Annotated in this window: 22 protein-coding genes; 13 read left to right on the forward strand and 9 right to left on the reverse strand. The window is 46.3% G+C overall.

From position 1 onward, the window contains the following. The first annotated feature begins 32 nt into the window (after positions 1-32). The 6 genes from QN395_RS10015 (at position 33) to cysM (ending at position 5,545) form a co-directional block, all read left to right on the forward strand. Positions 33-347 (forward strand): LapA family protein, encoded by a 315-nt coding sequence (locus QN395_RS10015; RefSeq protein WP_322119717.1) that lies wholly within the window; start codon positions 33-35, stop codon positions 345-347. A 25-nt stretch (positions 348-372) separates the two neighbouring features. Next, on the forward strand, positions 373-1,548 hold the full coding sequence (lapB, locus tag QN395_RS10020; protein ID WP_322119716.1) for a lipopolysaccharide assembly protein LapB: 1,176 nt from the start codon (positions 373-375) through the stop codon (positions 1,546-1,548). Between the two features lie 57 nt (positions 1,549-1,605). Further along, complete coding sequence (locus tag QN395_RS10025) at positions 1,606-2,979, forward strand: UDP-glucose/GDP-mannose dehydrogenase family protein (protein ID WP_322119715.1); 1,374 nt, start codon at positions 1,606-1,608, stop codon at positions 2,977-2,979. 5 nt (positions 2,980-2,984) lie between these two features. After that, positions 2,985-3,905, forward strand: a complete 921-nt coding sequence (gene rfaE1, locus QN395_RS10030) for a D-glycero-beta-D-manno-heptose-7-phosphate kinase (RefSeq protein ID WP_323491932.1) — start codon at positions 2,985-2,987, stop codon at positions 3,903-3,905. 141 nt (positions 3,906-4,046) lie between these two features. Beyond that, the gene (locus tag QN395_RS10035) at positions 4,047-4,448 is read left to right on the forward strand and encodes a ComEA family DNA-binding protein (protein WP_322119713.1); all 402 of its coding nucleotides are present in this window, start codon (positions 4,047-4,049) and stop codon (positions 4,446-4,448) included. Between the two features lie 194 nt (positions 4,449-4,642). Next, positions 4,643-5,545, forward strand: a complete 903-nt coding sequence (gene cysM / locus QN395_RS10040) for a cysteine synthase CysM (RefSeq protein ID WP_322119712.1) — start codon at positions 4,643-4,645, stop codon at positions 5,543-5,545. A 107-nt stretch (positions 5,546-5,652) separates the two neighbouring features. Here the strand turns inward: cysM and QN395_RS10045 are convergent, their stop codons facing one another. The 5 genes from QN395_RS10045 to QN395_RS10065 all read right to left on the reverse strand — a co-directional run bounded on the left by QN395_RS10045 (position 5,653) and on the right by QN395_RS10065 (position 11,503). Further along, entirely contained in the window at positions 5,653-5,961 is a 309-nt protein-coding gene (locus QN395_RS10045; RefSeq protein ID WP_322119711.1) for a hypothetical protein, read from the reverse strand. A gap of 267 nt (positions 5,962-6,228) precedes the next feature. Continuing rightward, the gene (gene mltB / locus QN395_RS10050) at positions 6,229-7,347 is read right to left on the reverse strand and encodes a lytic murein transglycosylase B (RefSeq protein WP_322119710.1); all 1,119 of its coding nucleotides are present in this window, start codon (positions 7,345-7,347) and stop codon (positions 6,229-6,231) included. 34 nt (positions 7,348-7,381) lie between these two features. Continuing rightward, the gene (locus QN395_RS10055) at positions 7,382-9,460 is read right to left on the reverse strand and encodes a DUF3488 and transglutaminase-like domain-containing protein (protein ID WP_322119709.1); all 2,079 of its coding nucleotides are present in this window, start codon (positions 9,458-9,460) and stop codon (positions 7,382-7,384) included. Between the two features lie 27 nt (positions 9,461-9,487). Next, the gene (locus QN395_RS10060) at positions 9,488-10,465 is read right to left on the reverse strand and encodes a DUF58 domain-containing protein (protein ID WP_322119708.1); all 978 of its coding nucleotides are present in this window, start codon (positions 10,463-10,465) and stop codon (positions 9,488-9,490) included. A 117-nt stretch (positions 10,466-10,582) separates the two neighbouring features. Beyond that, a complete protein-coding gene (locus QN395_RS10065) occupies positions 10,583-11,503 on the reverse strand; it encodes a MoxR family ATPase (protein WP_322119707.1) in 921 nt (306 codons plus the stop codon). A gap of 381 nt (positions 11,504-11,884) precedes the next feature. Here QN395_RS10065 and QN395_RS10070 point away from each other — a divergent pair, with 381 nt between their 5' ends. From QN395_RS10070 to QN395_RS10080, 3 genes are all read left to right on the forward strand, one after another. Continuing rightward, on the forward strand, positions 11,885-12,823 hold the full coding sequence (locus tag QN395_RS10070) for a histone deacetylase family protein (RefSeq protein WP_322119706.1): 939 nt from the start codon (positions 11,885-11,887) through the stop codon (positions 12,821-12,823). 388 nt (positions 12,824-13,211) lie between these two features. After that, complete coding sequence (gene ylqF, locus QN395_RS10075) at positions 13,212-14,156, forward strand: ribosome biogenesis GTPase YlqF (RefSeq protein WP_322119705.1); 945 nt, start codon at positions 13,212-13,214, stop codon at positions 14,154-14,156. Positions 14,157-14,183: 27 nt separating this feature from the next. Further along, complete coding sequence (locus QN395_RS10080) at positions 14,184-14,711, forward strand: hypothetical protein (RefSeq protein ID WP_322119704.1); 528 nt, start codon at positions 14,184-14,186, stop codon at positions 14,709-14,711. 42 nt (positions 14,712-14,753) lie between these two features. Here the strand turns inward: QN395_RS10080 and QN395_RS10085 are convergent, their stop codons facing one another. Beyond that, positions 14,754-15,449: a GntR family transcriptional regulator gene (locus tag QN395_RS10085; protein WP_322119703.1), complete on the reverse strand. Its 696-nt coding sequence runs from the start codon at positions 15,447-15,449 to the stop codon at positions 14,754-14,756. A 186-nt stretch (positions 15,450-15,635) separates the two neighbouring features. Then, positions 15,636-16,547, reverse strand: a complete 912-nt coding sequence (locus QN395_RS10090) for a dihydrodipicolinate synthase family protein (RefSeq protein WP_322119702.1) — start codon at positions 16,545-16,547, stop codon at positions 15,636-15,638. A 236-nt stretch (positions 16,548-16,783) separates the two neighbouring features. Here QN395_RS10090 and QN395_RS10095 point away from each other — a divergent pair, with 236 nt between their 5' ends. Beyond that, complete coding sequence (locus QN395_RS10095; protein WP_323491933.1) at positions 16,784-17,584, forward strand: AraC family transcriptional regulator; 801 nt, start codon at positions 16,784-16,786, stop codon at positions 17,582-17,584. A 14-nt stretch (positions 17,585-17,598) separates the two neighbouring features. Here the strand turns inward: QN395_RS10095 and QN395_RS10100 are convergent, their stop codons facing one another. Beyond that, positions 17,599-18,564 (reverse strand): proline racemase family protein, encoded by a 966-nt coding sequence (locus QN395_RS10100; RefSeq protein WP_322119700.1) that lies wholly within the window; start codon positions 18,562-18,564, stop codon positions 17,599-17,601. A gap of 474 nt (positions 18,565-19,038) precedes the next feature. Between QN395_RS10100 and QN395_RS10105 the strand changes: the two genes are divergently transcribed. From QN395_RS10105 to QN395_RS10115, 3 genes are read left to right on the forward strand one after another with little or no spacing between them, the layout of a single operon-like run. Continuing rightward, positions 19,039-20,967, forward strand: a complete 1,929-nt coding sequence (locus QN395_RS10105) for a TonB family protein (protein WP_322119699.1) — start codon at positions 19,039-19,041, stop codon at positions 20,965-20,967. A 40-nt stretch (positions 20,968-21,007) separates the two neighbouring features. Continuing rightward, positions 21,008-21,910 (forward strand): TIGR01777 family oxidoreductase, encoded by a 903-nt coding sequence (locus QN395_RS10110; protein ID WP_322119698.1) that lies wholly within the window; start codon positions 21,008-21,010, stop codon positions 21,908-21,910. 49 nt (positions 21,911-21,959) lie between these two features. Beyond that, positions 21,960-22,655, forward strand: coding sequence for a tRNA-uridine aminocarboxypropyltransferase (locus tag QN395_RS10115; protein ID WP_322119697.1), 696 nt, complete (start codon positions 21,960-21,962; stop codon positions 22,653-22,655). A gap of 8 nt (positions 22,656-22,663) precedes the next feature. Here QN395_RS10115 and QN395_RS10120 read toward each other — a convergent pair whose 3' ends face one another. Next, entirely contained in the window at positions 22,664-24,523 is a 1,860-nt protein-coding gene (locus QN395_RS10120) for a diguanylate cyclase (protein ID WP_322119696.1), read from the reverse strand. Between the last annotated feature and the right edge of the window lie 640 nt (positions 24,524-25,163).

Here is a 25,163-nt window from a genome sequence, read left to right on the forward strand (position 1 = left end):
AAACTCCATAAGAGCCTAGATAGGATACTGTTATGAAAATTATTTCCAGAATTATTACCCTCATTTTATTCATCGCCTTTTTTGGTTTTGCGATCAAAAATGATCAGATCGTGACCTTGCAATATTTCTTTGGTTACCAACAATCGGCTCCTTTAGTTATTCTGTTGTTAGTCTTCTTCCTCTCTGGCGGAGTGCTAGGTATTTTGGCCATGGTACCCATGGTTTATCGACACAAACGCGATATCTCAAAACATAAAAAAACAATCGCAGAAATTGAAAGTGAAAGATTGGCCGCCCAACGCGCCAGTACCGAAGCACCTCAACCGGATAGTGTTCGTAATATCTAACACCAATATAGCGATAAATAAAAATATGGAATTTGATATCTGGTGGTTGCTTGGCATCCCCCTATTTTTTTCACTTGGCTGGATTGCTGCCCGGGTCGATATTCGCCAGCTTCTTTCAGAGTCCCGTAGTTTGCCTCGCGGTTATTTTAAGGGTCTAAATTTTCTATTAAACGATCAGCACGATAAAGCGATCGATGCCTTTATCGAGATAGTTAAACTTGATCCTGAGACAGTAGAGTTGCACTTTGCGCTAGGTAATTTATTCCGTCGTCGTGGCGAAACAGAACGCGCTATTCGAGTTCATCAAAACTTGTTGTCCCGTCCTGATTTACCACTTGATCAGCAAACACAGGCAATGTTTGAACTAGGTCAGGATTACCTCAAAGCTGGTTTATTAGATCGAGCTGAAGAAACTTTTAATCAGCTAGTTGCTGGTCAATATGCAATACAAGCCAGACGTGCTTTGCTGGAAATTTATCAGCGTGAAAAAGAATGGGCAAGGGCGATTGAGGCAGCTTATGCATTGCAAGAATCTGGTGCAGGCGGCAGGCAAAAAGAAATCGCTCAATTTTATTGTGAGATCGCACAGGACGAATTGGTGCATACGCATTCTGATGCAGCATTAGCGATGTTAGATAAGGCCTTGGCAGCAGATAGACATAATGTGCGTGCCGCAATTCTGATGGGGGATGTACATCTAACTAACGGTGACATAGAAAAGGCCTTGTTGGCCTGGCGCAGAGTAGAACAGCAAAGTGTTCCTCATGTTGCTTTAGTGGCGCAAAGATTGATGGATGGTTATCGCAAGCTTGAGAGACCTCAGGAGGGTTTGAATTTGCTCAGAGGCTATCTTGCCGAAGCATCCTCGATTGACCTGTTGGAGGTCGTATTTAAGGCGACTCTGGAGTTGGATACAGTTAGCGCTGCAAATCAATTAGTCAGCGATGAATTGCGTAGAACGCCGACCTTGTTAGGTTTGGACAAATTGCTTGATGCGCGCTTGATGTCGGCTCCGCCAGACATTAGACCTGAGCTCTCTATGGTTAAAAATCTGGTACATGGTTATGCACAAAAACTAGCGCGCTACCAATGTTCCCATTGTGGTTTTAAAGCGCGTCAATTTTATTGGCAATGTCCGGGATGTAGTCGCTGGGAAACGTATCCGCCACGTCGTACAGAAGAATTAAACGTAATGAATTAATTTTTTATTTTTGTAAAAATAAAAATGTAAAAACTTAAATAGGATTGTGATCACAACATGAAAATTACAATTATTGGTACGGGTTACGTTGGCTTAGTGACTGGTGCCTGTTTGGCAGAACTCGGTAACGATGTATTTTGCCTTGACGTTGATCAGCGCAAAATCGATATTTTAAATAATGGCGGGATTCCTATTCATGAGCCAGGCCTGGAAGAATTAGTGGCGCGTAACCGTGCTGCTGGCCGTATCCAGTTTTCTACGGATATCGAGGCTAGTGTCAGCCATGGTGAGGTACAGTTTATTGCAGTCGGTACTCCACCGGATGAAGACGGTTCTGCCGACTTGCAATATGTCTTGGCCGCTGCGCGCAATATCGGCAAATATATGACTGGCTTTAAAGTCATAGTCGATAAATCTACTGTGCCAGTTGGTACGGCTGATAAGGTTTCTGATGCTTTAAAAACGGAGTTAATTGCACGTAATTCAGATGGTCAATTCTCCGTTGTATCTAATCCAGAATTTTTGAAAGAGGGGGCAGCAGTCGAAGATTTTATGCGCCCTGATCGGATTGTGATTGGTTGCGACGATACGCCACAAGGTAATCAGGCACGCTCACAGATGAAGAAGCTGTACATGCCTTTTAACCGCAATCATGAGCGCACTTATTGGATGGATGTACGTTCTGCTGAATTTACGAAATACGCTGCTAATGCTATGTTGGCGACGCGTATCTCGTTTATGAATGAATTAGCCAATCTGGCAGATCATGTTGGTGCTGATATTGAGGCGGTACGACATGGGATCGGCTCTGATCCGCGTATTGGACATAGTTTCTTGTACGCTGGTTGTGGCTATGGTGGCTCTTGCTTTCCTAAAGACGTACAAGCTCTCGAGCGTACAGCGCAAGACTACGGTTTGGATTTACTTGTTTTACAAGCCGTTGAAGCTGTAAACGAGCAGCAGAAATTGGTACTCGGTAAGAAAATCGTCAAGCGATTTGGTGATGATCTCAGCGGTAGGCATTTTGCGATTTGGGGCCTGGCATTTAAACCGAATACCGATGATATGCGCGCTGCCTCTTCCCGCGTTTTGTTGGCGGAATTATTGCGTAAAGGCGCTACTGTTGCGGTTTATGATCCAGTTTCTATGCCTGAAGCCAAGCGGGTTTTTGCACTAGATTTTGCTGATACTCCAGAATTATTAGAGAAAATTCGCTTTGCCAGTAATCCTATGGATGCCTTGGTAAAAGCAGATGCATTAGCGATTGTGACCGAGTGGAAAGCATTTCGTAGCCCAGATTTTGACCAAGTTAAATCGCTTCTGACGCAGCCTGTCATTTTTGATGGACGTAATTTATTTGAGCCTGCTGTGATGACCGAAATCGGTATCGAATACCATGGCATCGGTCGCTCAGTGTTGACGCGCGGATGATCAGTATGTTGGAATCTAAGCGTATTTTGGTTGCTGGCGACGTCATGTTGGATCGCTATTGGTTTGGCGACGTCAACCGGATTTCTCCTGAGGCACCTGTGCCTATCGTTCGTGTTGAAAGACGCGAGGAGCGTCTTGGTGGTGCCGCTAATGTGGCGCGCAATACGGTGGCGTTGGGTTTGCAGGCGGGTTTGTTAGGTGTGATTGGTGAGGACGAGGCGGGTCATATCGTTGAGCGCTTATTGACTCAGTCTGGCATTACTAGTTATTTAAGCCGTGATACAAGCATTTCTACCATCATTAAGTTACGCGTCATCGGTCGCCAGCAACAACTACTGCGAATTGACTTTGAAGAAAAACCTACTGAGCATGTACTCAAAGATAAACTATCCCGTTTTAACGCTCTGATTGCCGATTACGATTTAATTGTCTTGTCCGATTATGCCAAAGGTAGTCTGGTCAATGTGGCGGCGATGATTTCTGCTGCCCGTCTTGCTGGTAAGCCAGTATTGGTAGATCCGAAAGGAAGTGATTTTCTACGCTACGCTGGCGCTACAATGCTGACGCCTAATAAGTCTGAATTGCGCCAAGTCATTGGTGAGTGGGCAAATGAGGCAGAGTTGACAGAGAAAGTCCAGGCACTACGTCAGAAATTAGATTTACATGCATTGCTGCTCACTCGCTCTGAAGAGGGAATGAGTTTATACACAGCAACAGAGGTAACGCATGTGCCCGCTATGGCGCGTGAGGTGTATGACGTTTCAGGTGCAGGTGATACCGTGATTGCAACTATGGCAGCAAGTATCGCGTCTGGTATGAGCTTACAAGATGCCGTAATGCTTGCCAATCGTGCTGGCGGTATTGTGGTAGGTAAGCTAGGTACTGCTACGGTTTCTAAAGAAGAGTTATTTGCGTCTGTTAATTAATGTTAATTTAATGTTAATATTCTTTTGACTGTCAACCTGTATGGCCGTAAGTCGTTAATTGATACAGAACGAGATACATCGTTCTATCTGGTCTGGCAGTTAAATAGACGTAGTTAATTTACTTAATTCGGGAGTACTCATATGTTCAAGAAATTATTATTAGCAGTCGCAGCAATGGTCGTCTCCATGGGATTTGCCTTTGCTGATGTTGATGTAAATAAAGGCGATCAAGCTGCTTTGGATGGTATCAAAGGTATTGGTCCTGCCAAATCTAAAGCGATTATTGACGAGCGTACTAAAGGTGGCAATTTCAAAGATTGGGCGGATTTTGAAACTCGCGTTAAAGGCGTTGGCGCAAAAAGTGCAGTCAAATTGTCTGAGGCCGGTTTGACCGTTAACGGTCAGGCTAAGACTGGTGCGCCAGCAAAGCCAGCAGCAGAAAAAGTCGCTAAACCGATGAAAGCGGATAAAGCAGCGACTGCATCTGCGGCTGCCTCGGTTGCGGTACCTGCTGCGTCTGCTAAGGCATCTGCATCGAAGTAAATTTGGTTTTATGCTTCCGTTTTATGTTGTCGGTATGTGAGCGCATTAAAGGTTTAAAAAACAAAAACATCTCTTGCTTGCAGGAGATGTTTTTTTATTGCCGCAAATTCTCCTGACAACAATGCCGTGTGGTGAGCAGCAAGCTGCTACAGCGTTTAGAATGATGTTTTATATTAAATTGCTTACTAGCGACTATGCCTTATCTGACGATTGAAGACACTATAGGAAATACCCCGCTCGTTATGTTGCAACGTATTCCCAGTGCGGAAATTAAACGACGTAATAATATTATTTTAGGTAAGTTAGAAGGTAATAATCCAGCAGGATCCGTTAAAGATAGGCCTGCATTGTCTATGATCAAGCGTGCAGAAGAGCGTGGTCGAATTAAACCCGGTGATACCTTGATTGAAGCCACTAGCGGCAACACCGGCATTGCGTTAGCCATGGCTGCTGCCATGCGCGGATACAAAATGGTACTGTTGATGCCGGAGAATTTGAGTATAGAACGTCGTCAAAGCATGGCAGCATACGGTGCACAGATTATATTGACCCCTAAAACAGGTGGTATGGAATACGCCAGAGATCTTGCAGAGCAAATGCAAAAAGAAGCTAAGGGCGTGATTCTGGATCAATTTGCTAATCCTGATAATCCTTTGGCTCATTACGAAACTACAGGGCCAGAAATTTGGCGTGATACTGAAGGTCGGGTAACCCATTTCGTCAGTGCTATGGGAACTACCGGCACCATAATGGGCGTATCTGCCTATCTGAAAGAGCAAAACCAAGCCATACGCATTATCGGTGCACAGCCAGAGGAGGGATCCTCGATTCCAGGAATTCGGAAATGGCCAGAAGCTTATTTGCCTAAAATTTATGACAAGGCCAGAGTTGACCAAGAGGAGTCAGTGAGTCAGTCTGATGCCGAGCACATGGCTCGTCGCATGGCTGCAGAAGAAGGTATATTTTGTGGGATTTCAGCAGCTGGTGCTTGTGAAGTCGCTTTGCGTATAGCGCATACAGTTGAGAACGCAACTATAGTGTTTATCGTGTGTGATCGTGGCGACCGTTATTTGTCTACTGGGGTTTTCCCAGCTTAAATTACAGCAGTTTGTCGATATGACAGACGAAAAAATACCGTAGATGTACTTGGGTACATCTACGGTATTCTCATATTGGCTAACGACACTTATGATGTCGTACCAAATTAACTATTATCCGCAGCGTCTTTTGGTTTGAATTGCTTGTCGCTGATACGGAATTTTGCGCGGCGATCACCCATCAACTCGCGTAAATCTTTGATGCTGACATCGCTAATTTCATGCATACGAATTAACAGTGATGCACCTACAGGCAAACGACGGTGACGGATTTTACTAATAACTGGTGGTGCTACTTCTAACGCTCTGGACAAAGCTGCGTCGTTTTTCAAGTGCAATTGTTTAATCAACGTATCCAGAAGATTATTCGGATCGTAGTCAATCTCATCGGATTCAAGCTGTGTCAGATTTGCCATAATTACCTCGCTATTTAGCTTATTTAAAGCAAAAAAAGTTGCCTCAATAAAAAATTAATCAAACGGTAATATTGTATCTTTAAAATGCTTTTTCTTGCTAGAAAAATAGCAAAACATTGTTAAATCTCTTGACACATTGTCTTTTTACACATAAATGTATCATTCGATAATGTTACTGTAGTTTAAAACATACTATTTAGCAATATTAATCGGCGAAAATCTTATCGAGCTATAAAAAATTCTGAAAAGCAAGATTTTCCTTCTTGTTTATTTATTTCGTGCTGCTGCAATCACTTTCCCTAAATCGATCACAGACATAGCGTAAAAGTAGCTCCGATTGTATTGCGTAATGGCAAAAAAATTATCCGTCGCTAACCAATATTCGGTCGGTTCATTTCCATTTTGCAAATTGACTAATCCATATAGCAAAGATTCGGGTGCATCTTGACTTGCCGTCGTTGCTACCGTCTTCAGTTCATCTAGCTTGTAACTCGCTCTTAATCCTTGCCCTAAAAAGCTGTCTAATAAACTGATTTGCTCGTCTCCGATCGCTAAGCTTGCAGGGAATACGGTAGGAACATTTTTTTTCCAGCCATGCAGCGATAAGTAATTGGCGACGCTGCCAATCGCATCTGTTGGCGAACCTGACAGATCGATTTTTCCATCACCATCGAAATCAACAGCAAATTTACGGATACTGCTCGGCATAAATTGTGACCAGCCAATTGCGCCAGCATAAGATCCTTTAAAACTGAAGGGATCAACCTGTGATTCACGGGAGAGTAACAACATATTCTCTAATTCTGACCGGAAGAACTCCATACGCGCAGTACGTGTTGGTGTATCAGGATAAGCAAAAGCCAGTGTAGTCAATGCATCCATGACGCGGAAGTTGCCGGTATTCCGGCCAAATACCGTTTCTACCCCAATCAAGCCTACGATGATATCTGGCGGTACGCCGTATTGAGCCTCGGCACGATTTAGAGCATTGGCATACCTATCCCAGAATGCGATGCCAGCATCAATCCTGTGCGCATCCACAAACCGTGCACGGTAAGCTTTCCAGTTTTTGGGACGTCCACCTGGCGCTGGCTTCATTAACTGGATAGCTGATTCTATATAGCGGGTTTTATCAAAATTATTGACTAGCTCGGCTTTATCAAAATCATGTTTAATAACCATCTGGTCAATAAACTCACTCACCTCTTTCCATTGAGCAAAGTGCACAAACTCAGCACTATTAGCTGATTGCTCTTGGTCCTTGGATAGTTTTTTGCGTGCCGCATCGGCGTTGGGTGCAACAGTCAATAGGCTAGTGATAGTGATAATTACGGCTAATAAAAGCTGATTAGGAAGTTTGTTCAGTTTAGTACGTAAATTAGTCATAGAAATATAATGGAAGACATTCAGATTCGTCTGGTCAGCGACATTGCGCTAAGAGAGTTTTAAGTTGAGCCAGTACACTAGACATTGGCTGTTTCGAGTCGCCATATTTGGTTGCTGCGTATAAAGCTAAAAAGCTTTGGACGGGTATAAATAGCGCTTCCGGTAGTTTGCTTTTCAGACGACTCGTATATGCAGTCGGCCCTTCGTGCAACAAACGTGGATATTTTTTATCTGCCAGCTTTTTACATAAAGAAAAGTATAACTTATCGAGGGGCGCGAGTTTAGGTCGATGGTACAAAAGCGGCAATGCAATTAGTCCAATAAGCACTGTCCCGATGGCGAAAAAAACTAGCATCAATTTAGGCCAGTCTAATTCTCCTAAGCCTAACGTACGTAAAAAATCCACTTGTTTTGCGGGGTTGTAATTTAACACCCATTGGTTCCACGAGTTGTTGACAGCATCTAATTGCATGCGCATCCGGGATAGTAAAGATTTACTCTCTGCGCCAAGATTCATAAATTCGCTGAATCCACGACGATTCAAAATAGAACTTAAATTTAAGTTGATACGTTCAGGTGCGACCGCTGCGGTAGGGTCAACTCTGACCCAGCCTTGGTCTTGCAACCAAACTTCTGCCCAGGCATGTGCATCGGATTGACGCACTTCCATAAAGCCATCAACTAAATTCATCTCACCGCCCTGGTAACCAGTGACTACCCTCGCTGGTATGTCAACAGCTCGCATCAATACTACAAATGCGCTGGCATAGTGCTCACAAAATCCTGCGCGTGAATTGAATAAAAAATCATCTACACTATTTTTTCCTAACAGCGGAGGTTCTAATGTGTAGCTAAATTTTTCTGTCCTAAAAAAGTGTAGCACTGCCTGAATCAGACTTTTATCATCTGATGCACGTTGGCGTAAATCTGCCGCAAAAGCCAGGGTGCGAGGATTAAAACCCGCTGGCAATGCAACTTCTGTTTGCAGATCCCTGAGACTTAATTCTGGTTGCCATCTGTATTGGGGTTGCGATGTTACTTCATATCGCATACGGCGATTGATCGCTTGGGTTGCGCTGAGTTCGCCTTGTGTATTGAGCGAACTGCCAAGGTCATTGATTGAGGCTGATTCATTGGGTAAATCCAGTCCAAATAGCCAGCGTTGCCCTTGCGATTCCATGATGATTTCTTGACGTATTTTGGCTCCGCTGAAACTAATGGTGTTATCTCTACTACGATATTTGGGGGACTCGGCATGGGTCCAGCTGCTGCCGTCAAAATGGCTAAGGACGATTCCACGCCAATATAGAAGTGATTTTTGAGGAGCAGTATTGATTGCCAAATCGGGGAATTTAACTCGGAAAGCAATATCCTCAGAAAGCGCTAACTTACTGATATTTCCAGGCGTCATAGAGTCCGATAATCCACTGCGTCCGGTATTGGCATCACTAGGCAAACTCCAAAGCGGACCCTGTAATCGGGGGAATAAATAAAACGCAACAATGGTTAACGGAATCGCCAAAGCCAGTATCAATAATCCTAATTTAATACGTTGCATCAAAGGTGGCACAACGCCCGTATAGTTAAACGACAATTGCGCTGTTAGCAGCGCAATCACGGCACACAAGGCAAATGCAGCACTTCCTATGGTTTGGGTATCTAAAAACTGTGTCAGCAACAGAAAAAAACTCAGATACAGCACCACAAATAAATCACGTTTGGCATGCATCTCTAATAGCTTGCAAGCCAGCAGCATCATCAGCATCGTGACACCGGCATCACGTCCAAAAAAGGTATGAAAATGTAAGAACACGCCACCCATCATCAAGCTGGCAATGGGTACCAACACCCAAGAGGGTGGCATGCGTCTGCCAGTCAGCGTGAGCCAGCCACGCCAGGCTAATAAGCAAAGGCAGCTAACAGAAACCCACCGTTCCGCTTGACTGATATGGGGTAATAAAACCAACAAGCAGGCAAAAATCAGCAATAAGGTATCGGCCTTATCACGGGCAAGCGGGAGTTTTCTCCAACTTTTATGTAATGTAGAAATAGCCTTCGCCCCAGATTTGATTTTGGAATCTGGTAGGTCAGGTAATGGAGCGGATATCGTCATCGCCTCGATCTCATGTTAAGCCACATACTAGAGCTCATAAAGCGCTAAAGCGCGTAAGCAATCTAGCCGGTGCGCCTGTCCCGTGGCGGGGGCATAATGATTGCCGCCAAGTCGAAAACCATACGGTTGTGCGTTGGCATCTGCTTCTAATACCCAACTGGTCATGCGTGCTAATTTCAGTTCCACGTCCATGTTCTTTGGCAAACTAGAAAAATCAAGCATGATGTCGCTGGCAGAGCCGCCAGAAAATTGTTTCGTCACAAGCTGACCACCAGCGGCCACATCAACTTTGGCAATATGCTTCCAAGCCAGATGCTTAAGCGCGTCACCTGTTTGATATGCTCTGACGCCAGAAAAATCTTCACTGCCTGCATGGCCTCGCCCATCATTTTTTTCTGAGCCTTGATATGGCAGGGGTGGCGCATTTAGTTCTGGTCGCGGATACACCAGTGCTTGTACGTCGGGTAACCAGGTACTCCAGGCGCGCAGCAAACCAAGAGGGAACCAGGTCTGTAACCTGACTCTGGGAATGGGCAAATAACCGCGCGTTTCGCTAGAGCAGCTTAGCTGGATACTAGTGCGGCTAAATGCCGCGATATCGACCGCATGTTGTGCTGCATCTTTGCTGGAAAAACTCACCCAGACGGCATAGCGCGCATATTTGCGGCGATTGATTAAGTGCAGCGTAAATTGCGCATCTTCACCGGCAAATACGGGTTGTGCTGTGCCAGCGAGCAAATGCAAATGCGCTAGATTACGGAAGCCTAAAAACACGCTCACCCAGGCACAGGACATTAGTACAAATGTCAGCGCCAGACCCAAGCTTAAATTGTAGTTGGTGGCAGCAATAAACAAAGTGATCAGCAGTAGCAAAAACATCCAGCCAGGCTTGCTTGGCAACGTGAATACTCTGCGCTGGTTAAGAAATACCTCACCAGTTTCAGGCTTGTTTTCTAAAAACACCATTTTCCGAAAACGAGTTTGTAGGTTCGTGAATAAGCTCATTGTTACTGATTAAAAAAGTTAACTAAGCAGGACTTATGCACAGTTGTCCCAGCAAGGCGCTGCAACGCAGTTGGCGTGGGTTTGCGTGAGCCCTACTAAACTAATATTAGTTGGCATCTATACCGCAATCCGCAACATCATTTGCTGTAGCAATTCACTGCTGGCATTGGTTTTGCCGCTGACCGATTTTAAAGGCCGCAAACGATGTGCGATGACCGGTATCAGTATCGCTTGCACATCCTCTGGCAGGACATGATCGCGTCCCTCTAATGCCGCCCATGCACGTGCTGCTTGCAGCAATGCGATAGAGGCTCGCGGGCTCATGCCATCAGCAAAAACATCATCCTGGCGAGTGGCATGTGCCAGTGCTTGTACATAATCGATTAAAGACGGTGAGGTATGAATATGTTTCAGTAATTTTTGCGCCTCAACTAATTCATTAGCTTGCATTGCTGCGGTCAGGCTTTGTAGAAGACTACGGCGATCTTCGCCAAGCAACAGTGCGCGCTCTGCCGCTGCGTCGGGATAGCCTAGAGAAAGACACATCAGAAAGCGATCAAGCTGCGATTCTGGCAAAGAAAATGTGCCGACTTGGTGAGTAGGATTTTGTGTCGCAATGACAAAAAAGGGATGAGGCAGCGCACGGGTTTTGCCCTCCACACTGACCTGACGTTCTTCCATCGCCTCTAGCAAAGCAGATTGAGTTTTCGGTGTAGCACGATTGATTTCATCTGCCAGCAAGACCTGCGTAAATACGGGGCCAGGATGAAAAATAAACTGATTTTTTTCACGTTCAAAAATAGAAATTCCAACCACATCTGCGGGTAGTAAATCACTGGTAAATTGCAGACGATTAAATTGTAAGCCAAGTGAAATCGCCAAGGCATGCGCCAAGGTAGTTTTGCCGACGCCTGGCACATCCTCAATCAGTAAATGACCGCCCGCCAGCAGGCACACCAAGGCCTGACGAATTTGTGTGTCTTTGCCGATAATGACTTGATTAACTTGTTTTGCAACTGCGTGAACTTTTGAAAACATAGTGAGCACTAAGCCTTATGAAATGAATTTGCGTCAGTCTTATTAGTAGGACTTACGCAAAACCGCCCCAGCTGCGTTGCAGCTCCTAGCCTAAAGTACTGTCGTCGTCGCTACGCCTTGCTGGGACAATTTTGCGTAAGTCCTAATTAGGTAAGTTTTACTACAGTAACTCGAGTGTAAACTGATTTAAAGCAATCACCATACAAGATATACAGGATGTCGCATCATGAACCGTTTTAAAATGAGCGATGCTTAGCCTGGAACCGGAAATTGGTAAGCGGTGGCAATAAGCTGGCAATAAGGCCGTTTGCAAAATGCCGCAAATAGGTTGACACTAACGCCAAGAGACATATCAATCTACGAAGATCAAAAGAGCAAACAATGACGACCGCGTTTTATACCCACGCCGATTGCAAGCGGCATGAAATGGGATCATGGCATCCAGAATCTCCCGATAGATTACAAGCCATCGAAGATCAATTGATCGCCAGTCGTATTGACAGCTTGTTGGAATATCGTGAAGCGCCAGCGGCAGAAGAGGCTGACTTAGCGCGCGCGCATACCGCCAGTGCCATTTACCGGATTCGAGAAAACTGTCCCACGGCGCACTCAGAACATCAGCACTTTCCGCTAGATGCAGATACTTTACTCAATGCCTTCACCTGGCGTGCCTCGTTGCGTGCCGCAGGTGCTGCGATTGCCGCCACTAACGCGGTGATTGCTGGCGAGCTGGACAATGCATTTTGCTCTGTGCGCCCACCGGGGCATCATGCGACTTCTAGCGAGGCGATGGGTTTTTGTATGTTTAATAATGTCGCCGTGGCTGCCAAATATGCGATGGAAGTGCATGGGCTAGAGCGTATCGCGGTAGTCGATTTTGATGTCCATCATGGCAACGGCACGGAAGAGATTTTTCATAACGATCCCCGGGTGTTGATGGTGAGTTTTTTTCAGCATCCGTTTTATCCCTACTCAGGCACCGAGCATCCGGCGCCCAATATGCATAACATTCCAGTGCCAGCGCATACCTATGGCGATGTTGTACGCCAATTAGTGCTGGAGCAGTGGCTTCCCGCCTTGCATCAACATCGCCCGCAAATGATCTTTATTTCTGCCGGATTTGATGCACATAAAGAAGATGATATGGGCCAGATGGGCTTAGTCGAGGCGGACTACAGTTGGATGACCCGCAAAATTATGGAAGTCGCCAAAGAGCATGCGGGTGGCAAAATCGTTAGCTGCCTTGAAGGTGGCTATAACTTGTCGGCTCTGGGTCGTAGCGTGGTTGCTCATATTAAAGTGCTAGCCGAGCTAGATTGATGATCAGATTCTTGCGCCAGATGTCTCAAAAACATCAAACCTCAGCATAAAAATGATGGGAATGGAGCTGATGACGAGCGTAGCTAGAATTTTTGTAACGCTGAGTTTTTTGCTTTTTTTGTATTGATGTTTGCCTTTTTCGGCAGAGTAAAACGCTATCCTTTTGCCTGGCATTAAATTAATACTGCTATATAGTATATTTTATTGTCCATACGCTAATTGGCTTTGAGGTGCATTTTATGCCTATACTCCCATTAAAATGCCAATTTTTGATGATCTGGGCGACTGCTATACCCCGTAGCTAATTTCCTCGCCAAAAACTAAACAGGAATTCTTGTGCGCAAGTCCGTAAAATAGCGGTTTGAATTTAGCAAATAGAAGAATAAGCATGTCCATACAATGGTTCCCCGGTCACATGAACGCTGCCCGCAAAAAAGCGGCAGAAACCATGGAAAACACCGATCTGGTGATAGAAGTTTTAGATGCCCGCATTCCGCAAGCCAGTTGTAATCCTATGGTCGAACAACTGCGCACGTTTCGTCAGCGTCCTTGTCTAAAAATACTCAATAAAAGCGATTTAGCTGATCCGCATGCCACTAAGTTTTGGCTGGATTTTTATAACAGCCAAAAAGGTGTACACGCAGTCGCATTGTGTTGTAAAAAACCGTCCGACGTTGCCAAAATCCCTGGTATTGCGCTTAGCATCGCACCGCATCGCGGCGTACCAACCAAGCCCTTGCGCATGATGATTATGGGGATTCCCAACGTAGGTAAATCTACTTTGATGAACGCGTTGCTTAATCGCCGTGTCGCCAATGTCGGTGATGAACCTGCCGTCACCAAAGTACAGCAGCGTTTGTATCTCGGTAAAAATATGATTTTGGTCGATACTCCCGGTATGCTCTGGCCAAAAATCGCCCATCCGACCGATGGCTTGATGTTAGCCGCCAGCCATGCAGTTGGTGTAAAAGCTCTGATTGAAGAAGAAGTCGCTACCTTTTTAGCCGAACAATTATTACAAAATTACCCTAAGTTTTTGACAGCCCGTTATGGCATCGTCACAGAGGGGATTGATGGCGTGAGTGTGATCGAGGGCGTTGCCAAAAAACGTGCTTACCGCCTCAAAGGTGGTGACTGGGATTTAGAAAAAGCGGCTCACACTTTGCTGTTAGATTATCGCAGTGGTGCTTTAGGACGAGTCAGTCTGGAGACGCCCGCCAGCCGCGAACATTTGCTCGCAACCTATGTGCCACCAGTGTTGCTGGGGCAAGGTAAAACGACCGACGTATCACAGGGCGAGCAGGGCGAGTTGGACGAATTGCCGAGGCAGTAAAACTGAATCTATCCGATGGAAAAATAGATGTTATCTTTCCTCTTGCGATTTGTCCTTTGTGTTTTTCTTAGCTATAAAGCTTGGGATATTGCTGAGCTATATGGAGCAGGGTATGGCCCCATTGTTTTAGTCGTTGTTGCTGTTGCCTGGGGTATTTTCTTCGCCCCGTTTATTGTTGACCTTATTCCTGCCGTCCGATATTGGGCCAGATATTCTGTTTTAAACCGATGGCAAGGAAGATACTATTCGTTTGATCATTATCATCTTCGCTTTTACATGGTGGACGATGTTATCTGGTTACCTATAAAAGATATCCAAAACTTGATCGTGCCGAGATTGGCCGAACGTGAATTACGCTTACTCGGTGACGATTACAAAATCATTCCTGGCCATAAGCAAATCGGTGTCACAGAGGCTGGTTTGCTACGTTTGTTGGCAACGCGCACAGAACATCGTCGCGCTAATATTAAGATGCTACGATTTAAACTATGGTTAACAACTAGTGCCCTGCCAAATGTTAAACGTTTGCCTAAGTCGCGAGCGAACATCTTATAAATGGTGGACTACTTATCGTCTGGCTTACGACGTATTCTGTGACTAGCCATTGATAATCTTACGGGCAAACGATTCCAGATAATCCATTAAGGAGTCGGTTGCTTTTAAGGCTTGCTCTTCATTGCCTTTTGCGATCGCTTTCGCTAGCATCAGATGGCAACGTGCGCCTTCTTCTATATCGCCTTCATGCTGAAACGCATACCAAAAGCGACGGCATTTGATCACCAGTGGCACGACCGCCGCTACCGCAGACGGATTGCGGCAGGCTTCGTGTATCACGTGATCTAAGGCTTGGTCGGCGGCCATATATGCACCTAGATCAGCGAATTTAGCCGCGACCAACATTTGATCTGCGCATTCCACCATGTCTTTGCGGTGTTGCGGTGTGCTGCGACGGGCTGCGCTGGTGGCGATCAGACGTTCTATTACGCGCCTGGTTTCGATCAGCGTCATGTGTTCTGCGGCTTCAATGTCACTGACGATCAAACCGCGTCTTGGTAGTTGCAGAATCAGTCCATTGGATGACATCCGCATCAAGGCTTCACGCAAGGGGGTGCGTCCCAAACCTGTGATTTCAATTAATTCTGACTCTACAATCGGAGAGCCTGGCTTAAGTTGTAGGGTGACAATCATGCTTTCGATCGCGTCATAAGCGATATCCACCGCACGCAACTTGGGTGGTGGAGATTTTTGCGGTAGCGCTGTCGCCATCGCTGATTTGCTTGCTGTGGCTAGCATGAGGTTTTCCGAGTCAATATTTTATTTCTATAATAGCGACATTTCGCCGAATTTTACTCAGTAATATTCATTTTTTTCGAAATTATTGCGTATTTATATAGGCGCACGATTGGGCAAACTGAGCATGCTTTGCTGGAAGTTTGCCCCATAGTTACATCTGTACGCGAACTTTTTTAGAAAAGTCGGTTAAAGGTAGATCGAGACATCCGGTCTAGTTGCTAAGGCTTTTTGTACGATAGTCGTCACGCGTTCACGTTCTGCACCAACAAGCGGCTGGCGCGGACGGCGTACGTTTTCATTGCCAACGCCGACCAGGGTTTCGACCAGCTTCAGGTTTTGTACCAACTTGTTGGATACGTCTAAATGCAACAGCGGCATAAACCATTGATATAGCTTGAGTGCATCGTCATAAAGTCTGGCTTGCATCATGTTATAGAGCGCTACCGTTTCTTTCGGAAAGGCGACGACCAAGCCTGCTAGTAAGCCATCTGCGCCGACTGCTAATCCTTCAAATGACAGATCATCCACGCCCATAAATAATTGATAGCGATCGCCCAACACATTGCGCAGATCCGTAATGCGGCGAATGTTGTCAGTTGATTCTTTAATTGCCACCAGCCATTCACAATCAGCCAAATCCAAAAAATCTTCTGGTGTTAGATCAACTTTGTACGTCACAGGATTGTTATAGACCATGATCGGCAATTGTGCCGCTTTGGCGATGGCACGCAGATTGTCTTTTGCTTCGCGGGCGTCGGCGGCATACAAGACCGATGGCATTACCATAAGACCTTGCACACCCATATCCGCGGCTTGCTCCACAAACCGTAAGGCATTGCTGGTGCGGGTCTCCGACACATTGACTAAGACCGGCAGGCGCTTATCCGCAACCTGCAAGGCAATCTTGGTGACTTCCAGTTTCTCATAAAACGAGAGGGTGCTGGCTTCGCCCAAAGAGCCGCAAGTGACCAAGCCATGGACTCCGCTATCGATCTGAAAAGCATAATGCTTTTCCATTTCAGCATAGTCCAAATCTTCATTATCTTTAAACTTGGTAGTTACTGCCGGAAAAACGCCACGCCATTTATTTGTGCTCATGCTTATATTCCTTCGCTGACTTAGTTAGTAGAACTTGATTGAACTTGGTGGATTGAGCTCGCTTGATCAAAAAAGAGTTTAGTACATGTTAATATTATTTAAAAATATTTTAAATATATTTAAATAACAGATAAAAAATTGTAAAAGTTAGTGATTGTTTATTTAGTTATTGCTGTTTCATGTAAAATGAATAATATTATTTAGTCATTCATTCTTATTAATTACCGGTATTTCTTATGATCATCGATCCTATGCCTATCATCTCCACTGAAGAAGCACAGAAAAATCGTCATCAATTGGCAGGTCAGATTAGTGATATTTTTTTCACCGAAGCTTTATTTGATGCGATGCCAGATGTAGTTTTTTTCGTCAAAGATCTGGCTGGTCGTTATATTGTGGTAAATCAGACACTCGCCACACGAGCTGGTTATAAAGATAAAGCTGCCTTAATTGGTCATACGGCCACTGAAGTTTTCTCGGCTTCTTTAGCTGTTAATTATGATGAACAAGATCAAATGGTACTGAGCGGCAATCATGCCTTAAACGATCAATTAGAACTTCATCTGTATCCCAACCTCGATCCTGGCTGGTGCCTCACCCAAAAAATCCCACTGCGCGACACCAATAATAAAGTCATCGGTCTCACCGGTATTTCTCGTGATTTAGCGATGCCGGATCAACGCCATCCGATTTATCACCAGATCGCCGCTGCTGTCCGGCATTTGCATAGTCATTATTTTCAGACAGTACAAATGGCAGATTTGGCGCAACTAACCGGTTTGTCGATTACCCAGATTGAGCGTTATTTCCAAAAGATTTTCTCACTGACGCCACGTCAGATGATGATTAAAATCCGTTTAGATGCAGCATCCCAGATGTTGGCTGATCCTAGCAAGAGCATCACTGACATTGCAGCAGATTGCGGCTACCAGGATCACAGCGCTTTTTCTCGTATTTTTAAAGCCACTGTCGGCATGACCCCGAGTGAATACCGCGAAGTCTTACAACGTCAGTCTATTCTCGAAGCCAGAGCCTGATAGAAACGCTTTCCTTAGCGCATCCCCCAAACAAAGGGATCTCTCTCATCCAATAATAAAGTCGCCTCAGCATTCACAAATGCCTTGCTGCGAATACTCGGTAAGATTTTTTCTGCACTAGTTGCGTCGCCGGAATCATCTGCTTTCATCGCTCGATAAGACGCTTCAAACACGCTGCCGATAATACTTTCCTGCCGCCATATTTCACCCTCTGTCAATTCGCCATCTGCCGCCAGGCAAGCCAGTTTGGCGCTGGTGCCGGTGCCGCAAGGTGAGCGGTCGTAGGCTTTGCCCGGGCATAGTACAAAGTTTTTGCTGTGATTATTGGCTGAATCTGGAGTGCCAAATAATTCGATATGATCTATCAACGCGCCGTGCTCACCGGTAATCTCATTTGCCTCCAAGGCTTGTCTTACCCCCCAGCAAAAATCGGTAAGCGCATCAATATTTATTGATTCTAACTCCTGCCCATGATTAGCGATCAGGAAAAACCAATTGCCACCCCATGCCACGTCGCCTGTTACAAGACCGTGGCCAGCGACTTCAATCACGACTTCTTTGCGGTAGCGCCATGCCGCAACGTTATGCACAGTCACGCTATCGTTAGCATGGAGTTCAACCTGCACAACGCCAACAGGCGTGTCAATTTGATGTTGCCCAACGCTGATCTTGCCTTGGTAAGCCAGACTCACCACAAAGCCAATCATGCCGTGACCACACATGCCAAGATAACCCACGTTATTAAAAAAAATCACGCCGGCAGTGCATACAGGGTTGTGCGGTAGGCAGGCCAAAGCACCAACCATCACATCGGAGCCTCGCGGTTCGCAGGTGGTCGCAGTGCGGTAATGATCAAATTCAGTTTTAAAGCGATTGACGCGGTCAGCTAAAGTGCCCTTGCCCAGATCAGGGCCACCAGCCACGATTAACCGGGTGGGCTCACCACCGGTATGCGAATCAATAATGGATATTTTTTTCATGTGCACAGAATAATCAGATGTTGGCGCGTTGTCTTGACGGATTGGCTCTTGCTTATTGTTGAAATCAGCATAGTCAGCGTTATTTTGACTCTAAGATAGTTTAAATAATTATGACAGTCGTGATAACGTCGGGCGACATGTAACTTTATTTTAAGTAAGCTGTTCGTCTTTAATTTAATATACTCCCCATAAAATTTATTAAAAATGACCTATGGTTCAATAATTAATTGGACGTTTACAATATACATATAAGGAGTATATGTTTTATGTCATGCCGTCCATTCTCCGTCATCTGAGATCAACGCTCGCTAGTGAAGATGGCTCAAAGGTAACCCCGGATCATTTCCGTCACTATTAACTCGTCGTTTTTCATAAAACTGTACAAAAAATAATCATGTAAAAATGGGATAGGATGCAGCAAAATTGCCATGCGATAATGCGAACTGCTTATTTGAAACCACCGCCCAAAACCGCATGAATTTAGTCACTCGACAGCGCGAAACCCCCAAGCCTGATCCCGTCAAAAAACGGTTGATTGCTGGCGTGATGATTTCTCTATTGATTCATGCATTGATATTGTGTGTACAGTTTGGCGTGCCCGGTCTGGGTTCTCCAGGAGCGGCAGCGCCGGAGCAAAATAATTTTGCCCTTGCAACTGAATCAGAATTGACGATCCAGATTGCAAATCCAGAACTTAATACCAGCGCCGCAATCCCGCCGTTGCAGGTGCCACAGCCACCTGTGTCAACACCGCCGGTAGCCTTGGCAGCAGAGACTGGCATACGTTTGATAGCGACTGCGGTTGCAACGCCAGCAGCACCAGTGCCCACATCATCCAAGCCAGCGTTAGCCGAGGCCAAAGCAAAAAATGGCCCCAAAAAAATCGTAGCACGCGCTATTCCGGTGATGCCTAAAGCTGAGCAGGAACAATCGCCAGAAGATCCGGTACGTGTTATTGCCCAAAATGAGATGCGGGATGACAGCTTTGTCGTGCCGCTCCCCAGCCCAGAAGACCCGGAGCACAAGCCCGATCCAGAGTCCCGGCAAAAAATTACTAAATCTGTCGCCCCCATCGCACCTGATCCTATGCTGGATGTCGCCAGTGTAGCTAGTGTATCTGAGCAGCCAGACCCAGCGATACAACAAGCCGCAGCGCGGGCAGAGGCGGCCGAGTTAGCAAAGTTGGCAGAAGAGACCAAGCGGACACAGCTAGCCAAGCAACAAATCCGGCAACAAAAGCAATTGAAAGAAGAGCAGGCGCGCTTGCAATCAGAAGCACAGCTTGCAGTCCAGACTCCGCAAAATGTGGCGATCCAAAAACTACAAGAAGACAATCGTAAACAAGCGGATGTCAGCGGGGCGGCAGAGATAGCATCCAAGTTAGAAGAGCAAAAATTAGCCGAGCTTAAGCAAGCCGAACTAAAGAAAATTGAACAAAAAAATATCGAACAGCAGCAAGCCGTCCAGCAATTAGCGCAGCAAGTAGCACAGAAAATAAGCCAGGACGAAGCCAAACGCACCCAACAAGAGCTAGCACGTCTGGAGCAAGTGCGCCAACGAGAACAAGCGATTCAGCAAGAGCGTCAGCAAAAGCAAGTAGCAGAATTACAAGCCCAACAGCAGGCCATTGTGCAAGCCAACAAGCAAGCCGCCGAGCAAGCCGCCGAGCAGACGGCCAGGCAAGAAGCACAGCGCATCGCACAGCAAACCGCACAGCGAGAACAAGAAAGCAAACAAGCTCTAACCGCTCAGGCCAGCACAAAATTTGAGCCGCGTACCTTGCCTGCGATCGGCAATAACAACAATCACGGCGAAAGCATTGCCAGCCGTGCAGACAGTGGTGATCGTAGTGGTGATAAATCAGGCGAAGGCAACGGCATCAAAGACGGCGACCGCAATGGTAACGGCAGCGAAAAAGGTTTCGTCCTGCCTAAAAATTTATTCAGCAGCGATCTCGCCAACAAAGCGCTGGAGCAATCACGCGGCTTAGGTCTGTTACGTGGCCGGCCACCAGTCCCCATCTTTGGCGACGACGACAAATCACGTCGCCGCGCAGTCGGTAGTGAATACAGCAAAGATGTTCCATTACGTATGTATGTAGAAAGCTGGCGACAAAAAATCGAGCGCAACGGTAGCCTTAATTATTCACAAATTTCCAAAGACAAAGCCCGTGGTTACCCCGTCGTATCGGTCATCATACGCAGCGACGGCAGCGTAGAAGACATCGTCCTCATCAGTTCTAGTGGTCGTGCAGACCTGGACGAAGCAGTGCGCCGCATCGTCAGAGTCAACGCCCGCTATGCATCTTTCCCCGCCAACGTGGCAGAAAAATATGACACTATTGAAATACGCCGGGTCTGGAATTTTGAAGAGGCGCTAAGGATTACTGAGGAATTGCGGTAGTTTTGCGAGATAAGAGCTAACCATAGAAGAGGCAATCACGATGCGTATTTTGATCACGGGTGGTACCGGTGTAATCGGGCAGCGCTTATGTCCAGCGTTGTTGGCAGCGGGGCATGAGTTGACTGTATTAAGTCGCCGCCCGGCACAGGTGCAGCGTTTGTGCGGTGCTGCGGTAAAGCCGATGGCGTCTTTGCAGGAGTGGTTGCCGGCGATCCATTTTGATATTGTCATCAATCTTGCCGGCGAGCCGATTATTGATGCGCGCTGGACCGAAAAACGTAAGCAGTTATTGTTAGATAGCCGGGTCGCCTTGACCCGCGAGTTGGTCGCTTGCATGCAGCGTGCCGCACAAAAGCCGACACTGTTTTTGAGCGGATCAGCGATTGGTTATTACGGCGATACGGGCGATCGTATCATTGATGAAACGGCTGAGCTCGCTCAAGATTTTGGTGCCCAGCTGTGTAGTGCATGGGAGCATGAAGCCAATCAAGCCAGCGCGGTGGGGATTAGAACGATACTGTTGCGTACCGGTCTGGTGTTCGACGCGCGCGGCGGCATGCTGCAAAAAATGCTGCTGCCGTTTAAGCTGGGTTTTGCGACACGATTAGGGCAGGGTCAGCAATGGATGAGCTGGATACATATCGCCGATTACGTCGATGCTGTTTTGTTTTTGCTGGCCCATCCTGATGCTGAGGGCGCGTTTAATATGGTGGCTCCGAATGCAGTGAGGAATGCCGAATTTACACAAACGCTCGCCAGCGTATTGCATCGTCCGGCAATCTTTGCTGCGCCTGCATGGTTGCTCAATGCCGCCATGGGTGAGATGTCCTTGCTGCTGTTGGGTGGTCAGCATGTCGTGCCAAAAAAGTTGCAAGCACTTGGGTTTACGTTTAACTATCCAAGCTTAGATCATGCATTACAAGCCTTGGTGACTGAGGGTTGAGCGGTAAAAAAGTGTATTTGAAAATAGTCAAAAATTTGATAAAAATAAAATGAATGTAGCGACTAAATCTGGTACGGGGTTAAGTATCCAGCAGGGTACAACCCATACTGCAAAGCGTAGCAGTTGTACGCGTTGTCTGCGTCCGCAAAGCACTTGTATTTGCCATTGGATTATCGCTATTAATCCGCAAGTTGAGGTCGTGATTTTTCAGCATCCGCTAGAGGTAAAAAATACAAAAGGTAGCGCACGCTTGCTACATTTAAGTTTGACCGGAAGTCAAATTTGTATCGGTGAGAAATTTGAAGAATCTTTGCTTAAATCCTTACTGGATGTACCCGGAAAAAATAGCATATTGCTGTACCCGGAAACGCCGCAAGATCAGGGAATAGGTGTGATGCCTGCGCCTGTTTTTGATGTTAGATTATTGGCGCAGCCTGACAAAATACGTTTGATCGTGCTGGATGGCACCTGGCGTAAAAGTCGAAAAATGTTGTACCTTAATCCGCTGCTGCAAACATTGCCTCGTCTCCCTTTGCGGGACACGGCAACGTCGTTATACCGGATTCGCAAAGCACATAAGCCGGATCAGCTTTCTAGTTTGGAAGCGACTTGTTATGCATTGATGATGTTGGAGAGTACATCGGAAAAGTACCAGCCTTTGCTCGATGCATTTGATGGATTTGTAGGGCAGCAAGAAGCGCTTAAGACATCGCACTATTCTGATTTCGATGCTGTTTTGATTTAAGTTTTTAGCTAATTTAATCCCTCTGACGCCTCACCTCTGCGCACACAATATTTGCCGCCTTGCTTGCCGGCATACATCGCGGCATCGGCACGTTTGAGTAAGCTGATCGGGTCATGCCCATCTTGTGGTGCCAGCGCGTAGCCTATGGTTAAGCCGACGCTGCAAGTTTGCTCACTTAAGACAAACGGGCTGTCAAAAGCATCCAGTAATTTAAGTCCCAGATCGTTTGCTTGCTGTACGTTATTGAGCCCACTCGACATGACCACAAATTCATCCCCACCGAGTCGTGAGACAAGATCTGAGGTGCGCAAATTAGCTTGCAAGCGTTTGGCGACAGCGATTAGTAGTTCATCGCCAATGTCGTGACCGTATTGATCATTGACTTGTTTAAAGCCATCCAGATCGAGCATATATACGGCGAGAATTTTTTCTGCGGATGCTTGTGGCAATAGGTTGCCCAGGCTGGTATTTAAGCCACGTCGGTTAGGTAGTCCTGTTAATGGATCGGTATGTGCTAACGAATGCATGGTGTCACGTTCTTTACTCACGTTTTGGGCTTCCATATGGATCGCTTTGGTACGTAAGCCAAGTACGCGCATAAAAATCAACATGTCAAAAGTTGCGCCAAACTGGAATGAGTGCATGGTCCAAAAGTTAGCCGGAATTTGTCCTTGAATAACCCCGATGAGGATCGCGGTGGTGATGAAATAAACCGCCCAGCCGCTTAAGAAATACATCCCGACTTTATCGCCTCTGCGGGCACGGGTGATTGCGCCCGGTATGCCAAGTACAGCGGGCGCTAAGCCTAAAGTGCTGATGATGGCTGTGACCGTGTAAATATTGATCAGATCAAACGTGTAAAGCACGGCAAAAAAGACGGTCAGGCACGCGCCTGTTTTCATTAAAAAACCAAAGTGCCGATAGCGATCTTTACTCTGTAAAGCCTGCTCGATAAATAGAAACGATCCACAGGCAGCGATCAATGCAGACAGGCCGCCTGCATGGAGTTCCATCCAGACATTGTCGGTCCAGACGTACTGCGCGCCCACACCAAATTGCAGTAACGAAAATAGTAAGCTGCCTGAGATCAGCAGCGCGTATTTAATAAACAGATACTCGTGCAGACTAAACCATTGAGCAACACTATAGAGCAACAGACAAAGTGCGATACCAGTCAAAATGCCTTGCAGCATTTGCTCGTCCATCGCGCGTGCATGGAAGGTGGAGGGCTTGCTCAGGGTGATCGGCAAGATCATCGGACCTATCGTTTCTACCCGCATAAACATCACGTAGTCCAAGCCTGGTTTTAGCCGTAAACCGGAGGCGTGAGAGCGGCTGGTGATCGGGCGTTGGGAATAGGGTTGCATATTTCCTAGCAGCCGATGTTGCACCATATCTTGGCCTTGCATCAGATAGACATCAATTTTGTTCAGAACTGGATAGTCAATGTCTAAAGCCCATAAGCCATCACCATTGGCGGCAACAGTTAAGGGCAGGCGTAACCAAACTACATCTTTGCGCAAGCCCAGGGTATCCGTTGCTGTCAGAGGGATGGTGAACTGATTGCTGAGCGCGATGACGTCATTCAGACTCAGTTTGCCGCTGGCATCTGGCAAGAAGGTGATTGCAGACCAAGCATGGATCAGTGGGGTGCTATCGATTAGCAGTAGCGGTGCTGTTTGCTGGGTTGTTTGCTGATTGCTAATGGCTTTTCCGAGTTTGCCTGAAGTACTTGCCGGACTCTGTGCAAACGCGGAATTTGTTGCGCCTGCTGAACTTATATTGGCATCGTCACCAACATAGCCCAAGCTGAGTGCAGCAAGCAAAATGAATGAAATACAGTGTCGCAGCACCTGAAATTGGTGCATGGGAGGATGCCGGTGCTTAGGCAATAAGGACTTAGCAAATCTATGCAATTTACTTGTCATGAGTTGCAGATGGATGCGGCAAAAAAGCCTGTGAGAACAAGTACGTCAGTTCAGCGAAAAACCAAATTAAGAGTATCGTGTCGCTGAGGTTTTTCTGTCAAGCAGCATTTTTTCCAACATCGCGGCGAATACTGCCGTGTGAACTACTCGCCATCCCAAATATATTGTCGATAAAATAAGTCTATTCCATTGCTTGCCGCTGGGTCTCTATTAAATAAAATCGCTGCCGCAAGCTTGTCCGGGATGGCTCAATGAACATGGGTACAAGTTGCGCATAAAATAGATACTTTGGGTGAGTATATTTATACTGCCCATACAATCATTGGACTATAAGGTATTTTTCATAAAAAATCGTGGGAGTATATAAATAATTACTACTGTTAGCATATGGGAATGGGCGAAATCTAGCTACTTGATTTCGCCCATCTCGCCCAGACTTGCATTGTTCTGCATTCCCTTTTTTTTACCCTCTTCGTGTCTCCCTAGAATTGCCCCTCTGTTTATGCAAAGCCTGACTTAACTTGCTGTGGAAGGGAGCTGATCTTTGTCGACGGCATCTGTTGTTGCAAGCTTATTTGCA

This window comes from Undibacterium sp. RTI2.2, assembly GCF_035018705.1.
GTDB lineage: Bacteria > Pseudomonadota > Gammaproteobacteria > Burkholderiales > Burkholderiaceae_D > Undibacterium.

Bases quoted from the DNA above. Each gene is read 5' to 3' on its own strand.
- mltB (WP_322119710.1), bottom strand. From the start codon at position 7,347: ATGACTAATTTACGTACTAAACTGAACAAACTTCCTAATCAGCTTTTA.
- QN395_RS10025 (WP_322119715.1), top strand. From the start codon at position 1,606: ATGAAAATTACAATTATTGGTACGGGTTACGTTGGCTTAGTGACTGGT.
- QN395_RS10100 (WP_322119700.1), bottom strand. From the start codon at position 18,564: ATGAAAAAAATATCCATTATTGATTCGCATACCGGTGGTGAGCCCACC.
- QN395_RS10115 (WP_322119697.1), top strand. From the start codon at position 21,960: ATGAATGTAGCGACTAAATCTGGTACGGGGTTAAGTATCCAGCAGGGT.
- QN395_RS10090 (WP_322119702.1), bottom strand. From the start codon at position 16,547: ATGAGCACAAATAAATGGCGTGGCGTTTTTCCGGCAGTAACTACCAAG.
- QN395_RS10080 (WP_322119704.1), top strand. From the start codon at position 14,184: ATGTTATCTTTCCTCTTGCGATTTGTCCTTTGTGTTTTTCTTAGCTAT.
- lapB (WP_322119716.1), top strand. From the start codon at position 373: ATGGAATTTGATATCTGGTGGTTGCTTGGCATCCCCCTATTTTTTTCA.
- QN395_RS10060 (WP_322119708.1), bottom strand. From the start codon at position 10,465: ATGAGCTTATTCACGAACCTACAAACTCGTTTTCGGAAAATGGTGTTT.
- QN395_RS10105 (WP_322119699.1), top strand. From the start codon at position 19,039: ATGAATTTAGTCACTCGACAGCGCGAAACCCCCAAGCCTGATCCCGTC.
- QN395_RS10110 (WP_322119698.1), top strand. From the start codon at position 21,008: ATGCGTATTTTGATCACGGGTGGTACCGGTGTAATCGGGCAGCGCTTA.
- QN395_RS10065 (WP_322119707.1), bottom strand. From the start codon at position 11,503: ATGTTTTCAAAAGTTCACGCAGTTGCAAAACAAGTTAATCAAGTCATT.
- QN395_RS10120 (WP_322119696.1), bottom strand. From the start codon at position 24,523: ATGCACCAATTTCAGGTGCTGCGACACTGTATTTCATTCATTTTGCTT.
- rfaE1 (WP_323491932.1), top strand. From the start codon at position 2,985: ATGTTGGAATCTAAGCGTATTTTGGTTGCTGGCGACGTCATGTTGGAT.
- cysM (WP_322119712.1), top strand. From the start codon at position 4,643: ATGCCTTATCTGACGATTGAAGACACTATAGGAAATACCCCGCTCGTT.
- ylqF (WP_322119705.1), top strand. From the start codon at position 13,212: ATGTCCATACAATGGTTCCCCGGTCACATGAACGCTGCCCGCAAAAAA.
- QN395_RS10015 (WP_322119717.1), top strand. From the start codon at position 33: ATGAAAATTATTTCCAGAATTATTACCCTCATTTTATTCATCGCCTTT.
- QN395_RS10045 (WP_322119711.1), bottom strand. From the start codon at position 5,961: ATGGCAAATCTGACACAGCTTGAATCCGATGAGATTGACTACGATCCG.
- QN395_RS10085 (WP_322119703.1), bottom strand. From the start codon at position 15,449: ATGCTAGCCACAGCAAGCAAATCAGCGATGGCGACAGCGCTACCGCAA.
- QN395_RS10055 (WP_322119709.1), bottom strand. From the start codon at position 9,460: ATGACGATATCCGCTCCATTACCTGACCTACCAGATTCCAAAATCAAA.
- QN395_RS10070 (WP_322119706.1), top strand. From the start codon at position 11,885: ATGACGACCGCGTTTTATACCCACGCCGATTGCAAGCGGCATGAAATG.
- QN395_RS10095 (WP_323491933.1), top strand. From the start codon at position 16,784: ATGATCATCGATCCTATGCCTATCATCTCCACTGAAGAAGCACAGAAA.
- QN395_RS10035 (WP_322119713.1), top strand. From the start codon at position 4,047: ATGTTCAAGAAATTATTATTAGCAGTCGCAGCAATGGTCGTCTCCATG.